The sequence below is a fragment of the Microbacterium sp. NPDC055442 genome, from assembly GCF_053644215.1.
On sequence record NZ_JBSHLF010000004.1, the window covers coordinates 90,125 to 116,667 of the forward strand.

The window sequence follows — 26,543 nt, forward strand, 5'->3', positions numbered from 1 at the left end:
AACGCGTCGGACCCGGTCGGGCGCGGAAAGGACCCCTCCGCATGACCACCGCCGTCGCCCCGCCCGCCGCAGAGGTGCGCCCAGCCCGCGATCATCGCTGGCTCCGGTTCATCCTGCGCCGGACGGGGCGACTGGTGGTGTCGCTGTGGGTGCTCATGACGGCGGCGTTCCTCATGGTGCACCTCATCCCCGGCGATCCGGTGCGCGCTGCGCTCGGCCCGACGGCCTCGGCCGAGCTCGTCGCCGCCCGTCGTGAGGCGCTCGGGCTCAACGACCCGCTCCTCGTGCAATACGTCAACTACTTCCGCGGTGTCTTCACGGGCGACTTCGGCACCTCGATCCAGACGAACGTCCCCGTCGTCGACGTCATCGCGCAGCGTCTGCCGGCGACCGCGAGCCTCGCCGTCCTCGCGTTCCTCTTCGCCCTCGTCATTTCGATCCCGATCGGCGTCGCGGTGGCCGTCGCGACGCGTCGCGGGCGCGGACGCAAGCTCGAGCTGGGCTTCGCGTCCGGGAGCGTCTTCGTCTCGGCGATCCCCGACTTCCTCCTGGGCGTCGCTCTCGTCGCGGTCTTCGGCGTGTCGCTCGGCTGGCTGCCGATCGCGGGCCGCACGGGCCCCGAGTCCTACATCCTGCCCGTCATCGCCCTGGCTCTCGGACCCGCCGCCGTGCTCGCGCGCATCGTGCGCGTCGAGATGCTCGGCGTGCTCGAGGCGGACTTCGTCCGCACGGCGCGGGCGAAGCGCCTGCCGGCGTGGCGGATCTATCTCAGTCACGCGCTGCCGAACGCCGTGACGGCTGCCCTCACGCTCGCGGGCCTCCTGCTCGGCACGCTCGTCGTCGGCACGGTTCTCGTCGAGAACGTCTTCGCGTGGCCGGGTCTCGGCTCGACGATCGTGTCGTCCATCCAGATGAAGGACTACCCCGTCGTGCAGGCGACGGTGCTCGTCTACGGCGCGGGGGTCCTCATCATCAACACGGTCGTCGACGCGATCCTCGCGGTGCTCGACCCGCGCACGACGGTGGCGGAGCACTGATGCGCGCCGTCCGCCGCACGCTCGGCACGCCCCTAGGCCTCACGGCCGCGATCCTCCTCGCGGTCGTGCTGCTCACCGCCGTGCTCGCACCCGTGCTGTGGGGTGCGCAGGCCGACGTGACGAACACCGACAACATCCTCGCGGGGCCGTCGGCGCAGCATCCCATCGGAACCGACGGACTCGGTCGCGACCTGCTGCTGCGCGTGCTCGTCGCGACGCAGCTGTCGGTGCTGCTCGCCCTGACGGCGACCGTCGTCGCGGTCACGGCGGGCGTTCTGCTGGGCGTCGCGCCGTTCCTCCTCGGCCGTGCGGGGCGCGCCGTGACGTGGTTCGTCGGCATCGCGGTGGCCTTCCCGGGTCTTCTCCTCGCGCTCTTCTTCGCCGTCATCTTCGGCACCGGATGGTTCGGGGCCACGCTCGCGATCGGTCTGGCCGGGGCGCCGGCGTTCGCGCGCCTGTGCCACACGCTCGTCGCGGGCATCGCGGCGCGCGACTTCGTCGCGGCGGCGCGCATCGGCGGGGTCGGTCGCGTGCGCGTGCTCTTCCGCCACATCCTCCCCAACATCGGCGAGCCGCTCATCGTCAACGCGACGATCGGCGCCGGCGGAAGCCTGCTGGCCTTCGCCGGGCTCTCCTTCCTCGGCCTCGGCGTCCAGCCGCCCGAGTACGACTGGGGCCGGCTCATGATGGAGGGCCTGTCGGGCATCTACATCAATCCGCTCGCGGCGCTCGCGCCCGGCCTCGCTGTCGTGATCGCGGGCCTCGCGTTCAACCTCGTGGGTGAAGCGGCGGCGCGTGCACTCGGTATCCAGTCCTCGGGGATCGTCGCGCAACTCGCGAGCGTGCAGCCGCGGCGCGCGAAGCCCGCGACGTCCGCCTCCGTCCCGGCCGACGACGTGCTCACCGTCCGCGACCTCACGGTGACGTTCCCGGGCGAGCACGGGCTCGTCCGACCCGTGCGCGGCATCACCTTCTCGCTGCGCGCGGGCGAGGTCGTCGGCATCGTCGGCGAATCCGGCTCGGGCAAGTCGCTGACGGCACTGTCGATCGCGCAGCTGGTCGAGTCGCCCGGAGTCGTCGACGCCGACGTTCTGCGGTTCATCGGAGCGGACCTGCTCGACGGCGCACCGGCCGATCACCGACGCCTGCTCGGCACGTCGCTCGCGATGGTCTTCCAAGACCCCATGACGAGCTTCAACCCGACCAAGCGCATGGGCGGTCAGCTCGCCGAACTGTCGACGCAGCACCACGGCATGACGCGCCGCGAAGCGCACGCTCGCGCCGTCGACCGCCTGGGTGCCGTGCGGATCGCCGACCCGGAGCACCGCGCCCGCCAGTACCCTCATGAGTTCTCCGGTGGCATGCGTCAGCGCGCGATGATCGGCATGGGACTCATGGGCAGTCCGCGGCTCATCATCGCGGACGAGCCGACCACGGCCCTCGACGTGACGGTGCAGCGGCAGGTGCTCGATCTGCTCCGCGCGATCCGGGACGACGACGACGTCGCGATCCTGCTCATCAGCCACGACGTGTCGGTCGTCGCCGAGATCTGCGATCGCGTGCTGGTCATGTACGCCGGCCGCATCGTCGAGGACCTGCCCGCCGCGCAGCTGTCGCACGCGCAGCATCCCTACACGCGGGCCCTCCTCGCGGCCGTCCCCGACATGCAGACCGACCTCGATCGCCCTCTCGCGACGGTCGCCGGCCGACCCGTCGACCCCGCGCTCGTGCCTGCCGGCTGCGCCTTCGCCGCCCGATGCCCCTTGGCCGACGACCACTGTCGCGAGGTCGACCCCGACCTCGTGACGGATGCGGCGGGTCGCCGCGTCGCGTGCTGGCATGCCGGGGAGCCGCTGCCGGTCGTGACGGATCCCGTGCGCGACGCCGAGGAGGCGGTCGTATGAGCGAGCTGCGCTTCGACGCCGTCTCGGTGCGCTTCGGGTCGGGCCGCGGTGCGACGACCGCCGTCGACGACGTCAGCCTCACGGTGCCCGACGGCGAAGTGCTCGGCCTCGTGGGCGAATCCGGTTCGGGCAAATCCACGCTCGCCCGTGCGTCGGTGGGTCTCACCCCGCTGCACGCGGGGCGCATCCTGCTCGACGGACGGCCGATCGACGTCCGCCGCGGCCGCCGGCCCCTGCAGATGGTGTTCCAGGATCCCTATTCGTCGCTCGATCCCCGCATGACGATCGGCGCGAGCATCGCCGAGACCCTGCCGAGGGGTCTGACCCGTGCGGCGCAGCGTCTCGAGGTGGAGCGACTGCTCGAGCTCGTGCACCTCGACCCCGCCCGTGCCGGTGCCTATCCGTCGCAGCTGTCCGGCGGCCAGCGGCAGCGCGTCGCGATCGGGCGCGCCCTCGCGGGGCGACCCGACGTGCTGATCGCCGACGAGATCACCTCGGCCCTGGACGTCTCGATCCAGGGCGCCATCCTGAACCTCGTCCGCGAACTGCAGGCCGAGCTCGGGCTGTCGATGCTGTTCATCTCGCACAACCTCGCGGTCGTCCGCTACGTCGCCTCGCGCGTCGCGGTCATGCACGGCGGCCGTATCGTCGAAGAGGGGCCGGCCGCTGAGGTCCTCTCCCACCCCCGCGACGAGTACACGCGCGAGCTTCTGGCCGCCATCCCCGGCCGAGTCCGTTCCCATCCCGACCCTTCGAGGAGCACCCCGTGACCCGCAGACTCCGCATCGACGACTTGCTCGACCTCACCATCCCGAGCCAGCCCGCTCTCGCACCCGGCGGCGACCGCATCGCCTATGTCCTCGCCGGTGTCGACGGCGACACCGACCGGCCGACGACGACGCTGTGGATGACGGATGCCGCGGGCGCGGCCCGCCGCCTCACGCAGGGCTCGTCCGACTCGGCGCCGGTGTTCTCGCCCGACGGACAGACCCTCGCCTTCCTGCGCGACGGCCAGCTGTGGACGCTGCCGGTCGCCGGCGGAGAGGGGCAGCAGCGCACGCACCTGCCGCTCGGCGCCGGCTCCGCGGTGTTCTCGCCCGACAGCACCCGCATCGCTTTCGTGGCGCCGGTCGAGCTCGAGGCGCACGGCGATGAGACCGATGACGACCGCGCTGAGCGCTCGACGAGTCCCATCGTGACGGACGGCGTCGGCTACGAGGTCGACGGCACCGGATTCCTCCGCGGCATGCGGATGCAGGTGCACGTTCTCGACCTCGCCTCGGGCGATGTGCGGCAGCTCACATCGGCCGACGCCCAGGCGATGAGCCCCGCGTGGTCGCCCGACGGCTCGCGGATCGCGTACACGGCGGCGTCCGAAGGGGCGGGCGACCTCGTCTTCCGCGCGGCGGTGCACGTCATCGACCCGGCCGACCCCGCCGCCGCGCCGAAGGTCGTCGGGTTCGCCGAGGGCTGCGCCATGACGGTCTCCTACACGCCGGACGGCGAGCAGTTCGTCGTCGTGGGCTGGGCGGCCGAGCCCGTCGGCATCGCGCGGCTGTACCGCGTGGACGCCGTCACGGGCGATGCCGTCGAACTCGCGGCATCCCTCGATCGCAACGTCATGCCCGGTGCCCCCGCGTATCCCGGCGCGATTCCGCAGGTGACCGCATCGGGCGATGTGCTCTTCGCCGTGCGCGACCGCGGATGCTCGCACCTGTATGCCGTTGCGCTCACGGGTGGTGAGCCCCGACTCGTCCACGGCGGCGACGGCATCGTCGTGGCGGGTCTGTCGGTCGCCGGCGATGTCGCGGCCTTCGCCGCCTCGGGGCCCGCCTCGTTCGGCGAGATCGTGCGGCTCGAGGTCACCACCGGCACGCACGAGATCGTGACGGCGCAGGGCTCGGCACCCGAGGGCGTCGAGCTGTTCGTGCGGGAGTCGCGTGAGTTCGAGATCGGCGACGGCGTGAGGGTGCAGGGGTGGATCCTGCGCGACCCCGAGGTGTCCGGTGCCACGCCGCTCCTCGTCGACGTGCACGGTGGCCCCCACAACGCGTGGAACGGTGCCGTCGACGACATGCACCTGTATCACCAGGTGCTCGCCGCACGCGGCTGGACCATCCTGATGCTCAATCCGCGCGGCAGCGACGGGTACGGCGAGGAGTTCTTCACGGCCGTCAACGACGCGTGGGGCGTGAGCGACGCGAACGACTTCCTCGAGCCGATCGACCAGCTCGTCGCCGAGGGCGTCGTCGACGCGGCGCGGCTCGCGGTGACCGGCTACAGCTACGGCGGCTTCATGACGTGCTATCTCACGAGCCGCGACGACCGCTTCGCCGCCGCCGTCGCGGGCGGTGTCGTGAGCGACCTCGTGAGTATGGGGGGAACGAGCGACGACGCGCACCTGCTCAACGTCTTCGAGATCGGGGCGATGCCGTGGAGCAGCGCGGATCGCGAACGTCTCGCCGAGATGTCGCCCTACTCGCAGGTCGAGAACGTCACGACGCCGACGCTCGTGCTGCACGGCGATGACGACCTGCGCTGCCCCGTCGGCCAGGCGCGCCAGTGGCACACGGCGCTGCGCGAGCGCGGCATCCCGACCCGTCTCGTGCTCTATCCCGGCGGCAGCCACATCTTCCCGATCCTCGGGCGTCCGAGCCACCGCATCGACTACAACGAGCGTGTCGTCGACTGGGTCGAGCGCTACGCCGGCGATGCCGCAGGTCCCCGCCCGGCTGCGATCGACGCGGGGCACTGGGAACGACGGCTGACCGCCCTCGCGAAGCGCCACAACGTGCCCGGCGCGCAGCTGGGCATTCTGCGGATGCACGAGGGCCGGGCCGACGAGGTCGTCACGGCCGTGCACGGCACGCTCAACAAGAACCTCGAGGTCGCACCCGTCACGAAGGACTCGATCTTCCAGATCGGCTCGATCTCGAAGGTGTGGACGGCGACCGTCGTCATGCGCCTCGTCGACGAGGGCAGGATCGACCTCGACACGAAGGTCGCCGACATCCTTCCCGGTGTGCGTCTCGTCGACGACGAGACGACCGACGGCGTCACCGTCCGGCATCTGCTCACTCACACGAGCGGCATCGACGGCGACATCTTCACCGACACCGGTCGCGGCGACGACGCCGTCGAGAAGTATGTCGACTCGCTCGACACGGCCGGCCGCAACCACCCCCTCGGCGTGACCTGGTCGTACTGCAACTCGGGGTACTCGATCCTCGGCCGGATCATCGAGGTCGTGACGGGCAAGACGTGGGATGCGGCCCTCAGCGAGCTGCTCTACGAGCCCCTCGGCCTCACCCACACGGTGACGCTGCCCGAGGATGCGATCCTCTACGGCGCCGCCGTCGGCCACGTCGACGCGGGCGGCGAGCAGATCGTGACGCCCGCCTTCCTGCTGCCGCGTTCGGTCGGCCCCGCCGGACTCATCACGGCACGTGCTGAGGACGTCCTCGCCTTCGCGCGCCTGCACCTCGCGGGCGGCCTCGCCGCCGACGGCACGCGGCTGCTCGACGAGCGCACGGTCGCCGCGATGAACGAGTTCCACGCCGAGGTGCCCGACAAGCATGTGCTCGGCGATTCGTGGGGCCTCGGCTGGATCCGCTTCGAGTGGAACGGCGAGCGTCTCTACGGCCACGACGGCAACACGCTCGGACAGGCGGCGTTCCTGCGCATCCATCCCGAGTCCGGCGTCGCCGTGACGCTGCTCACGAACGGCGGCAACACGCGAGACCTCTATGAGGACCTCTACCGCGAGATCTTCGCCGAACTCTCGGGGCTGCAGATGAAGGCGCCCGTGTCGGTGCCCGACGAGCCGCTCGACATCGACATCACCCCGCTCGTCGGCACGTACGAGCGGGCGTCGGTGCGCATGGAGATCCTCGAGGCCGACGGCGGTGCCAAGCTGCGCACGACGACCCTCGGTCCGCTCGCCGAGATGATGCCCGACCCCGTCGAGGAATACGACCTCGTCGGACTCGACGACCGACTGTGGGCCGTGCGGGCACCCGGGACGCAGACCTGGATGACGCTGACCTTCTATGCCCTGCCCACGGGTGAGGAGTACGTGCACTTCGGCGCGCGCGCGACGCCGAAGGTCTCGAGCGACGTCGCCCCGGCCGCGTCCGCCGAGGTCCGTGAGAAGGTCGGGACACAGGCATGATCACCGCCCCCGCCGACGTCGACACGCTCGTCGCCTCGATCCGCCGACTCGTCGAGTGCGAGTCGCCCTCGGCCGACCTCGCCGCCGTCGCCCGCTCGGCCGACGTCGTCGCCGCCGTGGGTGAAGAGCTCCTCGGCGTTCCCGCGGAGCGGATCGTGATCGACGGTGTGACGCACGTGCGCTGGCGCTTCGGCGACTCGACCCGCGTGCTCGTCGTCGCGCACCACGACACGGTCTGGCCGATCGGCACGCTCGAACGCCTGCCGTTCTCGGTGATCGACGGAGTGATGCGCGGACCCGGATGCTTCGACATGAAGACGGGCCTCGCGATGGCACTGCACGCCCTGGCCGCCCTCGACGATCGCGATGGCGTGACGCTGCTCGTGACGGGCGACGAAGAGCTCGGTTCGCCGACCTCGCGCGGCCTCATCGAGGAATCCGCTGTCGGCGCGCACGCCGCGCTCGTTCTCGAGGCCTCCGCCGACGGCGGCGCCCTCAAGATCGCACGCAAGGGCGTCTCGCTCTACGAGATCGCCGTCGACGGGCTCGGCGCCCACGCGGGCCTCGAGCCCGAGAAGGGCGTCAACGCCACGATCGAGCTCGCCCATCAGGTGCTCGCCGTCGCCGCCCTCGGCGACGCGACCGCCGGCACCTCGGTGACCCCGACGGTCGCGGGTTCCGGCACGACCACCAACACGGTGCCCGCTCGGGCCTCGTTCTGGATCGATGTCCGTGCGCAAACGGCTCTCGAGCAGGAACGGGTGGATGCTGCGCTGCGCGCGCTCGTGCCGACGGTCCCGGGCGCGCACGTCCAGGTGCACGGCGGCATCAACCGTCCGCCGCTCGAGGCTGCGGCATCCGCTCGTCTGTTCGCGCTCGCGCAGGCGACCGCCGAGCGCCTCGGCCTGGCGCCCCTCGAAGGGGTCGCCGTGGGAGGGGCCAGCGACGGCAACTTCACCGCGGGTGTCGGCGTGCCGACCCTCGACGGTCTCGGCGCCGTCGGCGGCGGAGCGCACGCCGAGCACGAGCACGTGCAGATCGCCGACCTCGTGCCGCGCACCCTGCTGCTCGCCGAGCTCGTCGAGGAGCTGCGTTCGGACACGGAAGAGGGCCCATCGTGACCGATCTGCTGCACGCCGATGACACCGTGGGCGACGCCCGGGCGGCGGCACACACCGCCGCCCGGGCAGCGGGGGTCACGGTGCGCGAGATCTCGAACATCGCCGAGGAGCACGCCGTGGTCGAACTGCTCTGCGGCATCTGGGGTCGAAGCGCCGAGAATCCGCCGATGGCGCCCGAGCTGCTGCGCGCCTTCGCGAAGGCGGGGAACTACATCGGCGGGGCGTTCGACGGCGACGAGCTGATCGGTGCGGCCGTCGCCTTCCATGCCTCGCCCGACCGGCACGCGATGCACAGTCACATCGCGGGCGTGCGGGATCCGCACGGCGGTCGCTCGGTCGGGTTCGCGCTCAAACTGCATCAGCGCGGCTGGGCGCTCGAGCGCGACATCGAGGCGATCGAGTGGACCTTCGATCCGCTCATCTCGCGCAACGCGTACTTCAACGTCGAGAAGCTGCGCGCGCGACCCCTCGAGTACCTTCCGAACTTCTACGGGGCGATGTCCGATGCCATCAACGGCGACGACGAGACCGACCGTCTGCTCGTGCGGTGGGAGCTGAACGACGACGTCGTGCGGGCCGCGGCATCCGGATCCGCTCGGCGCATCGATCCGCGCGCACCGGGGCACGTCAGCGTGGCGCTGCCGGAGCGGATCGAGCAGCTGCGATCGAGCGACCCGGCGCGGGCCCGCGTGTGGCGCCGAGACGTGCGGGAGCAGCTGTCCGGGCTGCTCGCCGCAGGAGGACGCATCGTCGGCTACGACCGGGCGGCGGGCTACATCGTGAAAGAAGGAGACAGCCGATGAAGATCGAGGGCTTCGAGCTGAGACGCGTCGCGATGCCGCTCGTCTCGCCGTTCCGCACGTCCTTCGGAACGCAGACCGAGCGCGACATCCTGCTCGTGCGGGCCGTGACGGATGCCGCCGAGGGATGGGGCGAATGCGTCACGCTTCCCGACCCCGTGTACTCGCCCGAGTACACCGAGGGTGCCGTCGACGTCATGAAGCGGTTCTTCCTGCCCGCTGTCGCGCGCGTCCGCGATGCGAACGGCGTCGCGGCGGCGCTGCACCGCTTCAAGGGTCACCGCATGGCGAAGGCCGCGATCGAGATGGCCGTGCTCGATGCCGAGCTGCGCGGCGAGGGTCGGTCCTTCGCCCGCGAGCTCGGCTCGATCACCGACACGGTGCCGTGCGGGGTGTCGGTGGGGATCATGGACTCCACTCCCGAGTTGCTCGAAGCGGTCGGCGGGTACCTCGACGAGGGGTACGTGCGGATCAAGCTCAAGATCGAGCCGGGGTGGGACGTCGACGTCGTGCGTGCCGTGCGCGAGAGGTTCGGCGACGACGTGCTGCTGCAGGTCGACGCCAACACGGCGTACACCCTGCGCGACGCACGCCACCTCGCGAAGCTCGACGACTTCGACCTGCTGCTGATCGAGCAGCCGCTCGAAGAGGAAGACGTGCTGGGCCACGCCGACCTCGCGAAGATCGTGCGCACCCCGATCTGTCTCGACGAGTCGATCACGTCGGCGCAGACCGCGGCGGCGGCGATCCGGCTCGGCGCGACGAGCATCATCAACATCAAGCCCGGCCGTGTTGGAGGCTACCTCGAGGCGCGCCGCATCCACGATCTGGCGGCGGCTCACGGCGTGCCGGTCTGGTGCGGCGGCATGGTCGAATCGGGTCTCGGGCGCGCAGCGAACATCGCGCTCGCGTCGCTGCCGGGCTTCACGCTTCCCGGTGATGTCTCGGCGAGCGACCGGTTCTACCGGACCGACATCACCGAGCCGTTCGTCATGCAGGATGGGCACCTCGCGGTGCCCGACGGGCCGGGTCTCGGCGTCGCCCCGCTGACCGACGTGCTCGACGAGCTCACGACCCACACGGAGTGGCTTCCCCTCTGAGACGGATATGCTCCCGCTCATGACATCCGCTCCGGAGCACGGCTTCGCGCGGTCCAGTCTCGGCCGCATCTACGACGACCTCGGCATCACGCTGCTCGAGATCGCGCACGGCGGCATCGACGCGGCGCGGCTCGTCGGAGGTGTCGTCATCCATGACCCCGCCGACGAACCCGTCTACCCCGAGCACGCGATCGTTCTGGGGATCGGTATCCAGGATGCCGCGGGCCTGACGGCGCTGCTCGACGACCTCGCGCCGCGCTCGATCGCGGCCGTCGTCGTGCGTTCACCCGTTCCGGTGACCGACGCCGTGCGCGCCGCGGCGGATCGACGGGGCGTCACGCTGCTCGGATTGGCGCGCGGTGCGACCTGGACGCAGCTCGCGGCCCTGCTGCGGTCGCTCCTGGCCGAAGACGACGTCGGCGAAGAGCAGATCGAATCGCTTGGCGGGCTTCCTTCAGGGGACCTCTTCGCGGTCGCGAACGCCATCGCGGCACTGCTCGACGCCCCCATCACGATCGAAGACCGCTCATCGCGTGTGCTCGCCTTCTCGGGACGACAGGACGAGGCCGACCCCTCGCGCGCCGAGACGATCATCGGGCGCCAGGTGCCCGAGCGCTACGCCCGGACGCTGACCGAGCTCGGGGTGTTCCGCGAGCTGTACCGTCACGACCATCCCGTCGTGATCGATCCGATCCAGCTCGGAGAGGGCGTCACGACGCAGCGCGTCGCGATCGCCGTGCGCGCGGGCGATGAGATGCTCGGCTCGATCTGGGCGGCGATGGACGGGCCGCTCACCGACGAGCGCGTCGCGACCCTGCGCGATGCGGCGAAGCTCGTGGCGCTCCATCTGCTGCGCGTGCGCGCGGGCGCCGACGTGCAGCGGCGCCTGCGCGCCGAGCTCGTGAGCACGGCGCTCGAGGGCGGCGCCGGTGCGCGTGACGCCCTCGCGCGCTTGAGTCTGGCGGGCGAGCCGGTCAGCGTCGTGGCGGCATCCCTCACGGCGGCGACGCCGAACGGGGCGTCACGGGATGACCAGCAGCTCCTCGCCGACCGGGAGCGCTTCGCCGATGCGCTCGCCGTGCACCTGTCGGCGGTGCGGCCGGGCTCGGCCGCGGCGCTCGTGGGCGACACCGTCTACGGTCTGCTCCCCGTCGCGGGCGATGACGACCAGGTGCGCGCCGTGCGGATCGCCCGGGATTTCCTCGAGCGCGTGGGCACGCGCATGCCGGCCGTCATCGCCGTCGGCCCGTGCGCCGACGACATCGCCGGTGTCGCGCGGTCGCGCGCCGCGGCACAGCGCGTGCTGCGGGTGCTCCGCGAGCAGCATCCGCCGTCCGATGACCGCCCCGTGCGCCTCGTCGCGCGCATGGCGGATGTGCTGACCGAATCGCTGCTCTTGGAGTTGAGGGATCTCGTCGCGGCGCGCGGTGACGTCGTGACGGGCGCCGTCGCGCGCCTGGTCGAGCACGATGATCGCGCGGGCGGCCACCTCGTCGCGACCCTGAGTGCGTGGCTGGACCACTTCGGTGACGTCGGGCGTGCGGCGGCGACGATGTTCGTGCATCCCAACACGTTCCGCTACCGGCTGCGCAAGGCTGCCGAGGTCGGCCGGCTCGACCTCGGCGACGCTGATGCGCGGTTCACCGCGATGCTGCAACTGCGCATGCTCGGCCGTTGACGCCGATCGCTCAGGGACGACGCTGCCGCGAGCGGGCTCCGAGGAAGATCGTGAAGGCGAGCGCCACGATCGCCGTCGCGCACAGCAGCAGGAGTCCCGTCGTATAGCTGTGCGTCGCCGTGTCGTACGTCGCACCCATCACCAGCGGCGGGAAGTAGCCGCCGAGGCCGCCCGCCGCCCCGACGATGCCGGTCACGGATCCGACGCGCTCGGCGGGAGCCCGCTGCGCGACCCACGTGAACACGGCTCCGGTCCCCAGCCCCAGGAAGACCGCCATCCCGACGAAGGTCGCCCCGGCGAGCAGCTCGGGAGGAGGTTTGAGCGAGATGACGACCGCCATGACGGCCGCGCCGCCGAGCGAGATGCCCAGGATCGTGGCGGGACCGATCCGGTCCGAGAGCCATCCGCCGATGGGACGCGCGACGACGGCGGCGATCGCGAATCCCGCCGTGCGCGCACCCGCGTCGGCGAGGTCGAAGCCGTACACCTCTTTGAGGTAGGTCGGCAGATAGGTCGAGAAGGCGACGAAGCCGCCGAACGTCACGGCGTACAGGAAGGCCATCTGCCAGGTGACGGCGAGCTTGCCGGCACCCGCGAGCTTGGGCACGACGCGGTCGCGATTGGGTTTCCACGCGGGGGAGTCCTTCATCCCGAACCACACGATGACGGCGACGACGAGCAGCGCGCCCGCGATCGCGATGTGCGTCGCGGTGTATCCCCACCACTGCACCATCCGCGGTGTGAAGAACGCCGACAGGGCCGTGCCGCCCATTCCCGCGCCGAACAGGCCCGTCGCGTAGCCGCGTTTGGCGGGCGGATACCACGCGTTGACGAACGGGATGCCGATCGCGAACGTGGTCCCGGCGATGCCGAGCACGAAGCCGACGACGATGAGCAGGGCGTACGAGCCGGACTCGCCCGCCCACAGCACCAGCAGCACGGGGACGGCCGAGATCGCGGTGAAGATCGTGAACATGGCGCGGCCGCCGAAGCGATCGGTCAGAGCACCCGTGACGATGCGCCCCAGCGACCCGACGAGCACGGGGGTCGCGATGAGGACCGACAGCTGCGTCGGGGTGAGGTCGAGCTCGTCGGCGTACCTCACCCCGAGCGGGCCGATGATGTTCCAGGCCCAGAAGGTCATCGTGAAGGCCAGCAGCGCCAGTCCCAGGTTGCGCCCGCGGCCGGGCAGCGCGTCGGCGGCGGGCGCCGGGGCGCTCATCGACGTCTCCGTCGGCTCGGTCGGCGCTCGCCGCGATCGGGGGTCCCGATGGGCGCCCAGGCGCGTTTCGTCGCGCCCGCGGTCGTCGGGCGTGCATCTCGGGAGCGGTAGACGATGTAGGGGCGGAAGAGATAGTGCACGGGTGCGGTGAAGGCGTGCACGAGCCGCGTGAAGGGCCAGATGATGAACAGCGCCATGCCGATGAGCGTGTGCAGGTGGAACGCGAAGGGCGCAGCCGCCATCGCCTCGATCTGCGGTTGGAAGACGAACAGCGACCGGAACCAGGGCGACACCGTCTCGCGGTAGTTCTGGTCGGGATGCGGGTCGAAGACGCTGATGACGGTCGTCGCGAGCCCGGCGACGATCGCCGCGAGGAGCACGACGTACATCAGCTTGTCGTTCTTCGTCGTGGCCATGAAGACGGGCCCCGTCGTGCGGCGCCGGTAGATGAGGATGCCGATGCCCACGAACGTCGCGAAGCCCGCGACGCCGCCCAGACTGAGGGCGACGACGTGGTACGTGTCCTCGGTCACGCCGGCCGCCGCTGTCCAGGACTCGGGGATGACCAGCCCGATCACGTGGCCGATCACGACGACGAGGATGCCGAAGTGGAACAGCGGCGACCCGATTCGCAGCAGCCGCGATTCGTACAGCTCCGAGGAGCGGGTCGTCCAGCCGAACTGGTCGTAGCGGTAGCGCCAGATCAGGCCGCCGACGAGGATCGCCACCATGATGTACGGCAGGATGCCCCACAGGAACAGATCCATCAGCGCCCTCCGCTCGCCATCGGCAGGAGTCTCGGGTCGTACGCGTCCAAGCCCACGGTCTCCGTCGGCGGGCCCTGGGCGGCCATCGCCATCGCCTGCTGCCGGTCCTGCGGCGACCGTCCGGGCAGCGTCGCGCAGACCGCCGCGACGACGCCCGCATACGGTGATGCGCGCTCGGCGAGGGCGAGGCGGATGAGCTCGAGGCTCGCGCGGTACTCCTGCAGAAGCGCTGCCCCCGCTTCGGGCCTGCTGCCGGCGAATTCCAGCACGAGGGGCACGTGATCGGGCAGCTCGCCCGTGCCCGAGATCTCCAGGCCCTGCTCACGGAAGCGGCGCTTGAGGTCGGCGAGAACCTGTCCGCGCCGACGCGTGTCGCCGTCGGTCCAGTACGACAGGTACAGCGCGTGCCGCTTGGACATGTCGAACGTGTCGACATAGGAGGTCTGCACGGCCTCGGGCGTCGAGGCATCCCACCACTCCAGCAGGGGAGCGAAGGAGGCGGATGCACCCCGCGCCGACTCGTCGAGCGCGCGGCGCACGACCTCCCGCAGGGCGAGGATGTCGTCGTCGGGATAGCTCAGCACGATCGAGGCGGCCTGATAGACGACGGCGCGATTCATGTCGGCGTCCCGCCGTCGGCGCCGCGCTCGGGGAACAGCCCGTCGGGGCTGCCGTTGCCGTCCCAGTTGAGCAGGTTGACGCGACCGCGCAGCTGTTCGCCGCTGGCCATCGCGCCGGAGGTCTGTCGCTCCTGCAGCGCCTGGAAGGTCTCGACCGCGACGGGGGTCGGCAGGCCGCTCGCCTCGCCGAACGGTCCCGACGCGCTCTCGTACGGGCCGCCGTCGAAGTCGAGCGAGCAGCCGAGCTCCTCGAGCTCGTGCGCCTGCTCGTAGTGGGCCGTGGGAATGACGTACCGGTCCTCGTATTTCGCGATCGCCAGCAGCCGGTACATCGCGTAGATCGATTCGCCGTCCATGCCGACCGACGCGGGGATCGACTCGTCGAGTTCGCGCTCGAGCGTCATGTCGCGCAGGTACGCGCGCATCGCGGCGAGCTTGCGCAGCACCTCCGTCACGACGGCGGTGTCGCCGGCGGTGAACATCTCGGCGAGGTATTCGACCGGGATCCGCAGCGCCTCGATCGCGCCGAACAGGGTGCCGGCCGACTCGGCGTCGTGGCCCTGCTCGCTCAGCAGGTCGACGATGGGCGACAGCGGCGGGATGTACCAGACCATCGGCATCGTGCGGTACTCGGGGTGAAGGGGCAGCGCGACCTTGTGCTTCTTGGCGAGGATGTAGACGGGGGATCGGCGCGCGGCATCCATCCAGTCGTCGGGGATCCCGTCTGCGCGAGCCTGCGCGATGACCTCGGGGTCGTCGGGGTCGAGTATGAGATCGAGCTGCGCTTCGTACAGGTCGCGTTCGTCGGGGGTCGCGGCGGCGGCGGTGACCCGGTCGGCGTCGTAGAGGAAGAGCCCGAGGTATCGCAGGCGCCCCACGCACGTCTCGGAGCACACCGTCGGCAGGCCCACCTCGAGCCGCGGATAGCACAGGGTGCACTTCTCGGCTTTGCCGGTCTTGTGGTTGAAGTAGATCTTCTTGTACGGGCAGCCCGTGATGCACATGCGCCAGCCGCGGCAGCGGTCCTGATCGACGAGCACGATGCCGTCTTCGCTGCGCTTGTAGATCGCCCCCGACGGGCACGACGCCATGCACGACGGGTTGAGACAGTGCTCGCAGATTCGCGGCAGGTAGAACATGAACGTCTGCTCGAACTGGAACTTGATCTTGTCCTCGGACTCGCGCCGCACCTTCTCGACCATCGGATCGAGATGGCCCATCTCGGTCGCGCCGCCGAGGTCGTCGTCCCAGTTGGCCGACCACGTTATCTGGGTGTCTTCGCCCGTGATGAGAGACTTCGGCCGCGCGACGGGAAAATCGTCGCCGAGCGGCGCATCGATGAGGGTGCGGTAGTCGTACGTCCAGGGTTCGTAGTAGTCCTCGAGCTTGGGCTGCACGGGCGACGAGAAGATCGTGAGCAGCCGGCTGAGCCGGGAACCCGTGCGCAGCTTGAGGCGTCCGCGCTTGGTGACGGTCCACCCGCCGCGCCAGGTCTCCTGGTCCTCGTACCGTCGCGGATACCCCTGCCCCGGTCGGGTCTCGACGTTGTTGAACCACACGTACTCGGTGCCGGCCCGGTTGGTCCAGGCCTGTTTGCACGTGACCGAGCAGGTGTGGCATCCGATGCACTTGTCGAGGTTCATCACCATGCCCATCTGGGCCATGACACGCATCAGTAGGTCACCTCCTGGCTGCGACGGCGGATCGTCGCCGTCATGTCGCGCTGGTTGCCCGTCGGGCCCAGGTAGTTGAACGCGTACGAGAGCTGCGCGTATGCGCCGATGAGGTGCGTCGGCTTCACGAGCAAACGCGTCACCGAATTGTGGATGCCGCCGCGCCGGCCCGTCGCCTCGGATTTCGGCACGTCGATCGTGCGCTCCTGCGCGTGATGCACGTAGACGACGCCTTCGGGCATTCGGTGCGAGACGATCGCGCGGGCGACGAGAACGCCGTTGGAGTTGACGCACTCGACCCATTCGTTGTCGGCGGCGCCGATCGCCGCGGCATCCGCGGGGCTCATCCACACGGTCGGCCCGCCGCGCGAGAGCGACAGCATGAACAGGTTGTCCTGGTACTCCGAATGGATCGACCACTTCGAGTGCGGCGTGAGATAGCGCACGACCACCTGCTGACGTCCGTCGGGCCCGAGCTTGGGCTCGCCGAACAGGCGGTGCATGTCCAGCGGTGGTCGGTAGATCGGCAGGGCTTCGCCGAGATCGCGCATCCAGTCGTGGTCGAGGTAGAAGTGCATGCGTCCCGTCAGGGTGTGGAAGGGCTTGAGCCGCTCGATGTTGACGGTGAAGGGGGCGTAGCGCCGGCCGCCGGTCTCGGACCCCGACCATTCCGGTGAGGTGATGACGGGCATGGGAGCGGCCTGCGTCATCGCGAAGGTGATGCGCTTCTCCTCCGACCCCTCGGCGAGATCGTGCAGCTTCTTGCCGACCCGCTTCTCGAGCGTCGTGAAGCCCTGCACCGCGAGTTCGCCGTTGGTCGTGCCCGAGAATGCCAGGATCGCCTCGGCCATCTTGACGTCGGTGTCGATCGCGGGCCGCCCGTCGCCCGCGCCGCCGAGCATGACCCCGTTCTTCTGCGCCAGGAGTCCGACCTCGGCCGACACGTCGTAGGTGACGTTCTTGATCGTGAACCCGGCGCTGTCGGCGAGCGGTCCGACCGTCGCGAGCTTGTCGGCGACCGCCGTGTAGTCGCGCTCGACGACAGCCAGCGCCGGCATCGTCGTGCCCGGGATCGGCGGAACCTCACCGCGCGCCCAATCGCGCACGACGCCACCGGGCTGCGCCGTCTCTCCGGGGGTGTCGTGCTGGACGGGCACCGACACGATGTCGCGGCGCACACCGAGGTGCGTCTTGGCCATCTCGGAGAATTCGCGCGCGACCGCGTGGAACAGGTCGAAGTCGCTGCGCGCCTCCCAGGGCGGGTCGATCGCGGGGGTGAAGGCGTGCACGAAGGGGTGCATGTCGGTCGACGACAGGTCGTGCTTCTCGTACCAGGTGGCGGCGGGAAAGACGACGTCGGAGAGCAGCGTCGTCGACGTCATGCGGAAGTCGGCCGAGACGAGCAGATCGAGCTTGCCCTCGGGGGCCTCGTCGCGCCAGGCCACCTCTTGCGGCCGGATGGTCGCCTCTTCGGCGCCCATCACGTTGTGGTGGGTGCCGAGCAGGTGCTTGAGGAAGTACTCGTTGCCCTTGGCCGATGAGCCCATCAGGTTCGACCGCCACAGGGTGAGCAGACGGGGCCATGACGAGGGCGCGTCGATGTCGGAGATCGCGGTCTTGAGGGTGCCGTCGACGAGCCGCGACGAGACATAGGATGCGGCATCCTTCGCTTCGCCCGCATCGACGGCGGCAGCGGCCTCATCGGCCAGATCGAGCGGGTTCGCGTCGTACTGCGGATAGAACGGCATCCACCCCAGGCGCGCGGACTGCGCGATCGTGTCCGCGGTGTGCATGCCGGTGAGGTTGCCCTCGTGCAGCGGTGAGGCCAGCGCATCCGCGGCGTATCCGTCGAAGCGCCACTGGTCGGTGTGCATGTACCAGTAGGCCGTGCCGATCATCGTGCGCGGCGGGCGCGCCCAGTCCAGGGCGTTCGCGAGCGACAGCCAGCCCGTGATGGGGCGGCACTTCTCCTGGCCGACGTAGTGGGCCCATCCGCCGCCGTTGCGCCCCATCGCGCCGGTGAGGATCAGCAGCGCGAGGATCGACCGATACGTCGCGTCGCCGTGGAACCACTGGCAGATCCCGGCGCCCATGATGATCATCGTGCGGCCGTTGGACTCGGCCGAGTTCTGCGCGAGCTCGCGCGCGATGCGCGTGCACGCCTCGGCGGGAACGCCCGTGATGTCCTCCTGCCACGCGGGGGTGTAGGGGGTCGAGGCGTCGTCGTAGCCCGTCGGCCAGTCGCCCGGCAGCCCGTCGCGGCCGACGCCGTACTGCCCGAGCATGAGGTCGAGCACCGTCGTCACGAGCACGCCGTTCACCCGGGTCGCCGGCACTCCGCGGCGCAGCACGTCGCCCGAGCCGTCGGGGGCGTCGAACCGGGGGAAGAGCACCTCGGTGGGCTCTTCCGCGACCTTCGCGTCGCGCACCGACAGCGCCGGCAGCACGTCGCCGAGGTCGAGGTTCCACCGGCCTTCGCCCGACTCGGCATAGCGGAACCCCAGCGAGCCGTTCGGCACGCGCGGCTCGCCCAACGCGGCATCCAGCACGACCGTCTTCCAGGCGTCCTCGGGCGCCGTCTCGCCGAGGTCGGCGGCCGTGAGGAACTTGCCGGGCACGAGACCGCCGCTCGCGTGCGGCACGAGCGTGATGAGGTGCGGCAGGTCGGTGTAGGTGCGGGCGAAGTCGACGAAGAACGGCACGCGCTGGTCGACGTAGCGCTCCTTGAGGATCACGTGCCCCATCGCCATCGCCAGCGCCGCGTCGGTGCCCGCCTGGCAGGGCAGCCACTCGTCGGCGAACTTCGTGTTGTCGGCGTAGTCGGGCGAGACCGTCACGACCTTCGTGCCGCGGTAGCGCACTTCGGCCATCCAGTGCGCGTCGGGGGTGCGCGTGACGGGCACGTTCGAGCCCCACATCATGAGGTAGGTGGCATCCCACCAGTCACCCGACTCGGGCACGTCGGTCTGGTCGCCGAACACCTGGGGGCTGGCGACCGGCAGATCGGCGTACCAGTCGTAGAACGACGTCATGACGCCGCCGACGAGCTGGGTGAATCGCGTGCCGATGCAGTGCGACACCATCGACATGGCGGGGATCGGCGAGAACCCGGCGACCCGGTCGGGACCGTACTCCTTGATCGTGTGGACGTAACCGGCCGCCACGAGCTCGACCGCCTCGCGCCACGATGCCCGTACGAGACCGCCCTTGCCCCGCGCGCGCTGGTACTCCTGCCGGGTCTCGGGATCTTTCGTCACTTCGCCGAAGGCGAGGACGGGATCGCCCGTGCGCGCCTTCGCTCTGCGGTACTCCTCGAGCAGAACACCGCGCACGTACGGGTAGCGCACGCGCGTCGGCGAGTAGGTGTACCACGAAAAAGCAGCCCCGCGGGGGCAACCGCGGGGCTCGTATTCAGGGCGATCGGGGCCGACCGACGGGTAGTCGGTCTGCTGCGCCTCCCACGTGATGATGCCGTCTTTGACGTAGACCTTCCACGAGCACGAGCCCGTGCAGTTGACGCCGTGCGTCGAACGGACGACCTTGTCGTGGCTCCAGCGCTCGCGGTAGAACGCGTCTCCTTCGCGCCCGCCCTCACGGAACACGGCACGCCCGTCGGATGTCTCCTCCCACCGCGTGAAGAACCTGCCGACCTTCAGCAGAGCGTCGGAAGCCGGACCGTCAACACCGATGGCGGGCGTCATGCCCCGGACGATATCGGAACCGTGGGGTCAGTGGAAGAGGCTTCAGTACGAGGCGCGCTCCCCTTCGCCGCCCGCGCTCCACCGTGCGGCGAGGGCTTCGGATCCGCGAGCGAGCAGCGCCACGTCGGCGCCGACCAACACGAAAGCGGCGCCCGCATCGAGGTAGGACTGGGCGGCGCCCGGGTCGAAGGCGTTGACGCCGACGGGCTTTCCGGCGGCGTTCACCGCCTCGAACGCGCGGTGCACACCGGCGACGACGTCGGGATGCGTCTGCTGTCCGAGAAGACCCATGGATGCCGCGAGGTCGCTCGGGCCCACGAAGACGCCGTCCACCCCGTCGACCGCCGCGATCTCGGCAGCGGCGTCGACACCGGCCGCCGTCTCGATCTGCACGTACAGCGAGACGTGGTCGTCAGCGTTCGCGAGGTAGTCGTCGATGCGGTTCCAGCGGGCCGAGCGCGCGAGCGCCGACCCGACGCCCCGTCGGCCGCGTGGCGGATACCGCACGGCCTCGACGACCTCGCGGGCTTCGTCGGCCGACGAGATCATCGGCACCAGAAGGTTCTGCGCACCGAGGTCGAGCACCTGCTTGATCGTCACGACGTCGCCGATCGGCACCCGCACGACGGGAGTCGCCGGGTACGCCGACACGGCATGCAGCTGCGCGAGTACGGATTCGAGCCCGTTGGGGGAATGCTCCATGTCGATCAGCAGCCAGTCCAGGCCAGAGCCGGCGCCGATCTCGGCGACCAGCGGCGAGCCCGAGCAGATCCACATGCCCGCGAGCGGGCGCGTGGCTTCGCCGAGCCGGTCGCGGAAGGTCGGCGTCAGACGAAGCGGCATTCGATCACTCCCATCGGTCCGAAGTCGCAGCGCACCTCGTCGCCGCGCGAAACCCACATCGGGCGCGTGAACGATCCCGCGAGGATAAGCTCGCCCGCCTCGAGACGCGCGCCGTGCTGGTGGAACTTGTTCGCGAGCCACGCGACGCCCGTCGCGGGGTGCCCGAGCACGCCCATCGCGACACCCGTCTCGATGATCTCGCCGTTGCGCGCGAGCACGCCCGGCACCCAGCGCAGGTCGATCTCGTCGGGGCGCTTGTGCACGTCGCCGAGCACCATGGCGCCGTACGCGGCGTTGTCGGCGATCGTATCGACGATCGTGCGCCCCTCCATCTCGATGTGCGAGTTCAGCACCTCGAGGGCGGGCACGGCGTAATCGATCGCAGCGAGGGCGTCCTCGAGCGTGCAGTCCGGGCCCGCGAGCGGCTCTTTCAGCACGAACGCGAGCTCGACCTCGATGCGGATGTTCGAGAAGTGGTCAGCGGGGATGTCCGCGCCCGTCGCATACACGGTGTCGTCGAACATGACGCCGTAATCGGGCTCGGTGATGCCGGTGGCATCCTGCATGGCCTTCGACGTCAGTCCGATCTTGCGGCCCACGAGGCGGCGCCCGGCCGCGATGCTCTTGTCACGCCACACGCCCTGGATCGCGTAGGAATCCTCGATCGTCGCGTCGGGGTAGCGCGCCGTGATCCGCGGGATCACGCCGTGCGTGCGATCTGCTTCGGCGAGTTCGTCCGCGATCGCGGCGATCACTTCTGGGTCCAGCATCCGTCCTCCTTGGTGTTCATCGCGTCCACTGGTCTCTCCACCGGTCCCTGAGCTTGGTGGTCCCTGAGCTTGCCGAAGGGTGGTCCCTGAGCTTGCCGAAGGGTCGACGCTTCGGCAAGCTCAGCGACCGGACGGGTGGGGGCTCAGAGCTGGTTGCCCAGCTTGAACTCGCCCTTCTTGTAATCGGGCATCGATTCCTCGCCCTCGTCGCGGCGCGTGTAGGAGAACCCGTCGGCGCCGATCGTCGCTGCCATCTCGCTCTCCTCCTCGCGCGCGACCAGCGGCTGCGGATTGCCGTCGAGGTCGAGCACGAGCGACGCCTCGGTGTACCACGACGGAACGACGGGGTTGCCCCAGAAGTCGCGACGCTGGTTGTCGTGCACGTCCCACGTCACGACGGGGTTGTCGGGGTCGCCGGTGTAGTAGTCCTGCGTGTAGATCTCGACGCGGTGCCCGTCGGGGTCGCGCAGGTAGAGGTAGAACGCGTTCGAGACTCCGTGCCGGCCCGGGCCGCGTTCGATGCGATCCGACTGCCGCAGGGCGCCGAGCTTGTCGCAGATGGCGAGGATGTTGTGCTTCTCGTGCGTCGAGAAGGCGACGTGGTGCATGCGAGGGCCGTCTCCGCCGGTCATGGCGGTGTCGTGCACGGTCGGCTTGCGACGCATCCATGCCGCGTAGACCGTGCCCTCTTCGTCCTGGATGTCCTCCGTGACGCGGAAGCCGAGGTCCTGCATGAACTTCACAGCACGCGGCACGTCGGGGGTCACCTGGTTGAAGTGGTCCAGCCGCACGAGCGCACCGGGCGTGTACAGGTCGTAGCGCCAGGCGAGCCGCTCGACGTGCTCGACGTCGTGGAAGAACTCGTACGGGAAGCCCAGCGGATCGGTGACCCGCACGGAGTCGCCGATGCCCTTCGTGAAGCCCTCGGGATTGCGGCGCACGTCGCAGCCGAGCTCTTCGTAGAACGCGACCGCCTTGTCGAGGTCCTCCGACGTGCGCACGCGGTACGAGAACGCGGCGACGGCGGCGACGGGGCCCTGGCGCAGCACGAGGTTGTGGTGGATGAACTCCTCGAGCGAGCGCAGGTAGACGGCGTCGTCGTCCTCGGCCGTCACGGTGAGGCCGAGCACGTCGACATAGAAGTCGCGCGAAGCGGCGAGGTCGGTCACGACGAGCTCCATGTAGGCGCACCGCAGGATGTCGGGCGCCGGCGCGGAGGGGGTCGGGACGGGATCGTCGGAGTGGATCGGCGCCTCCTGGCTCACGAAGAAGCCCGAGGAGGTCAGGGTCATGTCGTCACGGTGGGTCATGTCAGCTTCCTTGCTTGTCGTGTCGGATGTCAGGACTCGGCGTCTTCGGACGCCTCGGTGATCTCGGCTTTCGGCGACTGCTTGCCGAACGTCGGGTTGTGCACCTTGCCGAGCGTGATGTGCACGGCCTGCTGGTCGGTGTAGAAATCGATCGAGCGGTAGCCGCCTTCATGGCCGAGGCCCGAGGCTTTGACGCCGCCGAACGGCGTGCGCAGATCCCGCACGTTGTTGGAATTGAGCCAGACCATGCCGGCCTCGATCGCCTGCGCGAAGTTGTGTGCGCGCTTGAGGTCGTTCGTCCAGACGTAGGCCGCGAGGCCGTACCTCACACCGTTCGCGAGTTCGAGCGCCTCCTCGTCGGTGTCGAACGGCGTGATCGCGACGACCGGCCCGAAGATCTCCTCCTGGAAGATGCGGGCATCGGATGCCACGTCGGCGAACACCGTCGGAGCGACGAAGTTGCCCGTGTCGAAGCCCTCGGGGCGGCCGCCGCCGGCGACGAGCCGGCCCTCGGACTTGCCGATCTCGATGTAGGACATGACCTTGTCGAAGTGCTCGGGGTGCACGAGCGCCCCCACCTCGGTCTCGGGCTCGTGCGGGTAGCCCACGACGACGCGCTTCGCCTGCGCGGCGTACCGCTCGACGAACTCGTCGTACACCTCGCGCTGCACGAGGATGCGGCTGCCTGCCGTGCAGCGCTCGCCGTTGAGCGAGAACACACCGAAGATCGTCGCGTCGATCGCGGCGTCGAGGTCGGCATCGGCGAAGACCACGGCGGGGGATTTGCCGCCCAGCTCCATCGACAGCCCCTTGAGGTACGGCGCGGCGTTGCCGAAGATCAGCTGCCCCGTGCTGCTCTCGCCCGTGAACGAGATGAGCGGCACGTCGGGGTGCTTCACCAGCGCGTCGCCGGCCTCTTCGCCGAGCCCGTTGACGAGGTTGAACACGCCCTTCGGGAGTCCGGCCTCTTCGAAGATTCCGGCCCACAGTGATGCCGACAGGGGCGTGAACTCCGCGGGCTTCAGCACGACGGTGTTGCCGGTGGCGAGAGCGGGTCCCAGCTTCCAGGACTCGAGCATGAACGGCGTGTTCCAGGGGGTGATGAGCCCCGCGACGCCGATCGGCTTGCGGTTGACGTAGTTGATCTGGCGGCCCGGCATTTTGTAGGTGTCGTCGGCCTGCGCGACGATCAGGTCGGCGAAGAACCGGAAGTTCTCGGCCGCCCGCCTCGCCTGTCCGAGGGCCTGCGTGATCGGCAGCCCGGAGTCGAACGATTCCAGCTCGGCGAGTCGCGCATCGCGGGACTCGACCAGGTCGGCGATGCGGTGCAGGATCCGCGACCGCTCGCGCGGCAGCATCCGCGGCCAGGGTCCTTCGCGGAATGCGCGGTCGGCGGCGGCGACGGCGCGGTCGATGTCGGCCTTCTTGCCCGAGGCGGCCTGCACGTAGACCTCGTTCGAGACGGGGTCGAGCACATCGAAGGTGTCGCCGTCTCCCGAGTCGACGAACTCGCCGTCGATGTAGTGCTGGATGCGGTCGGGCAGGTCGGTGGGGACGTGGCGCGTGACGGTGTCGGTCATGGGATTGCTCCTTCGCGGGAGGGGGTCAGAATGCCGGGAGCCCGAGGCTCTCGTCGGGGTGTTCGTGTGTCATGTATGCGTCGAGGGTGGCCGAGCGGTGGCGCCGCGCGGTCTTCTCGATCTCGTCGAGCGGGGCACCCGTCTCGATGAGGTGGAGGATGTCCTCGTGCTCGCGGACGGATTGCGCCGCGCGGCCGGGGACGAAGCTGAACGTCGAATCGCGCAGGTGGCCCAGGCGCGCCCATTCGCCGCGCACGAGATCGGTCATGCGCGGATTGGGGCACGTCGAGAACAGGACGGTGTGGAAATCCTGGTTGAGTCGCGTGAAGGCGCGCGGATCGAAATGGTCGAGCGTCTCGATCATGAGCTCGTTGATCGACCGTGCCTGGCGGATGTCCTGGACACTCAGGCTGCGTGCCGACAACGCCGTCGCCGCACCCTCGAGGATCGACAGCGCGTGCATGCTGTACCGGTACTGCGAGTCGTCGACCATCGAGACGCGTGCGCCGACGTTGCGCTCGAACATCACGAGGCCCTCGGCCTCGAGGTGGCGGATCGCCTCGCGCACGGGCACGACGCTCATGTCCAGCTCACCGGCGATCGTGCTGAGCACGAGGCGGTAGCCGGGCGTGAACTCCTGGCTGGCGATGCGCTCCTTGATCCACCGGTACGCCAGCTGCGACTTGCTGGGCTGCGCTTCCTGCAGCCCCGTCGTCTCCTGACGGCTCGCCGACGCCTCTCGGAGCGTCACGATCCGCTCACCGCCGCGTCGTACCGTGCGCGCCACTCGGCGTTCATCGGGAAGAGGCCCTCAATGGGGTGTCCCTCCGCGACGCGCGCGGCGACCCACGCATCTTCGTCCTCCTGCGCGAGCGCCGCGTCGGCGACCTCTTCGGCCAGGGCGGGAGGGATCACGATGACTCCGTCCGCGTCGCCGACGATGACATCGCCCGGCTGCACGGTCGTGCCGCCGCATCCGATCGTGATGTCGTGGTCCCACGGCACGTGCTTGCGGCCGAGCACGGCCGGGTGCGCGCCGGTCGTGTAGACGGGGATGCCGACCGCCGTGACGGCGTCGATGTCGCGCACGCCGCCGTCGGTCACGATGCCGGCTGCCCCTTGGGCATGGGCGCGGATCGCGAGGATGTCGCCGAGTGTGCCCGAGCCGCTCTCGCCGCGCGCCTCGATGACGATGACCTCGCCGTCACGGACGGCGTCGAACGTGCGCTTCTGCGCGTTGTATCCGCCGCCGTGGCTCTTGAAGAGGTCTTCGCGGCTCGGGACGAACCGCAGGGTCTTGGCCGTGCCGACGATCTTGGCCTCGGGATGCAGGGGCCGCACGCCGTCGATCGTGACGTTGTTGAGCCCACGCTTGCGCAGCTGCTGCGAGAGGCCCGCGACGGGCACGCGCTCGAGCTTGGCGCGGAGTTCGGGCGAGAGGGTGGGGGCATCGGCGGGCGGCAGGCCCGCGGCTTCGCGCGAACCCCACGCCTCGGCGCGCTGCGTGTCGTCGACGGCCGGCAGCGAACCGAGCTCGGCGTCGAACGGCATGTCACCCGCGACGACCGTCGTGACCAGGCGACCGGTCGTGAGCCCCGCGTCGGGCGCGTCCACCTCGATCTCGACGACGTCGCCGGGCTCGATGACGGAAGATCCGGCCGGCGTTCCGGTCAGGATGACATCGCCCGTTTCGAGCGTGAAGTGCTGCGACAGGTCGGCGACGAGCTGCGTCAGGGGGAAGATCATCCCGGCGCTCGTGTCATCCTGCGCGATCTCGCCGTTGACCCACGCGCGGACACGGAGGGCATCGGGCGTCACGGCGCGCGCGTCGATCCGGTCGGGACCGATGGGCGTGAAGCCGTCGCCGCCCTTCGAGCGGACGTTGGAGCCCTTGTCGTTCGCGCGCAGGTCGTAGACGCCGAGGTCGTTGGCCGCCGTGACGAAGGCGACGTGGTCCCAGGCCTCGTCGATCGAGACGCGACGCGCGGGGGCGCCGATCACGAGCGCGATCTCAGCCTCGAACGCGAGCAGCTCCGTGCCCGCGGGGCGCTCGACCGTGCCGCCGCTCGCGGCGACCGAGCTGGACGCCTTGAAGAAATAGGACGGGTGCGCGGGGCGCCGACCCCGCTGATCCGCGCGTGAGGCGTAGCTGAGGTGAATGGCGATGATCTTGCCCGGGCGGACGGGCAACGCGGCGAACCGGGGGTCTTCGTTCCGGGTTCCGCGTGCGATGTTGTCAGTCATGA

At 70.0% G+C, this 26,543-nt stretch carries 19 protein-coding genes; 8 read left to right on the plus strand and 11 right to left on the minus strand.

The window, feature by feature from the left end; translation table 11 throughout:
• Positions 1 to 41 precede the first annotated feature (41 nt).
• The 8 genes from ACWIBS_RS10205 to ACWIBS_RS10240 are packed head-to-tail and all read left to right on the plus strand — an operon-like array spanning position 42 to position 11,811.
• A complete protein-coding gene (locus ACWIBS_RS10205; RefSeq protein WP_376129180.1) occupies positions 42 to 1,037 on the plus strand; it encodes an ABC transporter permease in 996 nt (331 codons plus the stop codon).
• Positions 1,037 to 2,941: a dipeptide/oligopeptide/nickel ABC transporter permease/ATP-binding protein gene (locus ACWIBS_RS10210; RefSeq protein WP_376129182.1), complete on the plus strand. Its 1,905-nt coding sequence runs from the start codon at positions 1,037 to 1,039 to the stop codon at positions 2,939 to 2,941. The genes ACWIBS_RS10205 and ACWIBS_RS10210 overlap by 1 nt, the downstream gene beginning before the upstream one ends.
• Positions 2,938 to 3,711 carry an ABC transporter ATP-binding protein gene (locus ACWIBS_RS10215; RefSeq protein WP_376129183.1) on the plus strand — a complete coding sequence of 258 codons (774 nt, stop codon included), beginning with the start codon at positions 2,938 to 2,940 and terminating at the stop codon, positions 3,709 to 3,711. Before ACWIBS_RS10210 ends, ACWIBS_RS10215 begins: the two co-directional genes overlap by 4 nt.
• Positions 3,708 to 7,112 (plus strand): serine hydrolase, encoded by a 3,405-nt coding sequence (locus tag ACWIBS_RS10220; protein WP_376129185.1) that lies wholly within the window; start codon positions 3,708 to 3,710, stop codon positions 7,110 to 7,112. The genes ACWIBS_RS10215 and ACWIBS_RS10220 overlap by 4 nt, the downstream gene beginning before the upstream one ends.
• On the plus strand, positions 7,109 to 8,233 hold the full coding sequence (locus tag ACWIBS_RS10225; RefSeq protein ID WP_376129187.1) for a M20 family metallopeptidase: 1,125 nt from the start codon (positions 7,109 to 7,111) through the stop codon (positions 8,231 to 8,233). The genes ACWIBS_RS10220 and ACWIBS_RS10225 overlap by 4 nt, the downstream gene beginning before the upstream one ends.
• A complete protein-coding gene (locus ACWIBS_RS10230) occupies positions 8,230 to 9,036 on the plus strand; it encodes a GNAT family N-acetyltransferase (protein ID WP_376129189.1) in 807 nt (268 codons plus the stop codon). Before ACWIBS_RS10225 ends, ACWIBS_RS10230 begins: the two co-directional genes overlap by 4 nt.
• A complete protein-coding gene (gene menC / locus ACWIBS_RS10235) occupies positions 9,033 to 10,133 on the plus strand; it encodes an o-succinylbenzoate synthase (protein WP_376129190.1) in 1,101 nt (366 codons plus the stop codon). The genes ACWIBS_RS10230 and menC overlap by 4 nt, the downstream gene beginning before the upstream one ends.
• Before the next feature lie 19 nt (positions 10,134 to 10,152).
• A complete protein-coding gene (locus ACWIBS_RS10240; RefSeq protein ID WP_376129192.1) occupies positions 10,153 to 11,811 on the plus strand; it encodes a PucR family transcriptional regulator in 1,659 nt (552 codons plus the stop codon).
• A gap of 10 nt (positions 11,812 to 11,821) precedes the next feature.
• On the opposite strand, the gene ACWIBS_RS10245 is transcribed toward ACWIBS_RS10240, so the two are convergent.
• From ACWIBS_RS10245 to ACWIBS_RS10295, 11 genes are all read right to left on the minus strand, one after another.
• Complete coding sequence (locus ACWIBS_RS10245; protein WP_376129193.1) at positions 11,822 to 13,033, minus strand: nitrate/nitrite transporter; 1,212 nt, start codon at positions 13,031 to 13,033, stop codon at positions 11,822 to 11,824.
• Positions 13,030 to 13,800, minus strand: a complete 771-nt coding sequence (gene narI / locus ACWIBS_RS10250) for a respiratory nitrate reductase subunit gamma (protein ID WP_376129195.1) — start codon at positions 13,798 to 13,800, stop codon at positions 13,030 to 13,032. The genes ACWIBS_RS10245 and narI overlap by 4 nt, the downstream gene beginning before the upstream one ends.
• Complete coding sequence (gene narJ, locus ACWIBS_RS10255; protein ID WP_376129196.1) at positions 13,800 to 14,420, minus strand: nitrate reductase molybdenum cofactor assembly chaperone; 621 nt, start codon at positions 14,418 to 14,420, stop codon at positions 13,800 to 13,802. Before narJ ends, narI begins: the two co-directional genes overlap by 1 nt.
• Positions 14,417 to 16,093, minus strand: a complete 1,677-nt coding sequence (narH, locus tag ACWIBS_RS10260; protein WP_376129198.1) for a nitrate reductase subunit beta — start codon at positions 16,091 to 16,093, stop codon at positions 14,417 to 14,419. Before narH ends, narJ begins: the two co-directional genes overlap by 4 nt.
• Positions 16,093 to 19,794, minus strand: coding sequence for a nitrate reductase subunit alpha (locus ACWIBS_RS10265; protein ID WP_376129200.1), 3,702 nt, complete (start codon positions 19,792 to 19,794; stop codon positions 16,093 to 16,095). The genes narH and ACWIBS_RS10265 overlap by 1 nt, the downstream gene beginning before the upstream one ends.
• A gap of 42 nt (positions 19,795 to 19,836) precedes the next feature.
• Positions 19,837 to 20,637 carry an HpcH/HpaI aldolase family protein gene (locus ACWIBS_RS10270; RefSeq protein ID WP_376129201.1) on the minus strand — a complete coding sequence of 267 codons (801 nt, stop codon included), beginning with the start codon at positions 20,635 to 20,637 and terminating at the stop codon, positions 19,837 to 19,839.
• Complete coding sequence (locus tag ACWIBS_RS10275; protein ID WP_376129203.1) at positions 20,622 to 21,407, minus strand: 2-keto-4-pentenoate hydratase; 786 nt, start codon at positions 21,405 to 21,407, stop codon at positions 20,622 to 20,624. Before ACWIBS_RS10275 ends, ACWIBS_RS10270 begins: the two co-directional genes overlap by 16 nt.
• A gap of 143 nt (positions 21,408 to 21,550) precedes the next feature.
• Complete coding sequence (hpaD, locus tag ACWIBS_RS10280) at positions 21,551 to 22,717, minus strand: 3,4-dihydroxyphenylacetate 2,3-dioxygenase (protein ID WP_376129204.1); 1,167 nt, start codon at positions 22,715 to 22,717, stop codon at positions 21,551 to 21,553.
• A 29-nt stretch (positions 22,718 to 22,746) separates the two neighbouring features.
• Positions 22,747 to 24,297, minus strand: coding sequence for a 5-carboxymethyl-2-hydroxymuconate semialdehyde dehydrogenase (gene hpaE, locus ACWIBS_RS10285; protein ID WP_376129205.1), 1,551 nt, complete (start codon positions 24,295 to 24,297; stop codon positions 22,747 to 22,749).
• Between the two features lie 25 nt (positions 24,298 to 24,322).
• Positions 24,323 to 25,003, minus strand: coding sequence for a GntR family transcriptional regulator (locus tag ACWIBS_RS10290; protein WP_376129212.1), 681 nt, complete (start codon positions 25,001 to 25,003; stop codon positions 24,323 to 24,325).
• A gap of 41 nt (positions 25,004 to 25,044) precedes the next feature.
• A complete protein-coding gene (locus ACWIBS_RS10295; protein ID WP_376129207.1) occupies positions 25,045 to 26,541 on the minus strand; it encodes a fumarylacetoacetate hydrolase family protein in 1,497 nt (498 codons plus the stop codon).
• Between the last annotated feature and the right edge of the window lie 2 nt (positions 26,542 to 26,543).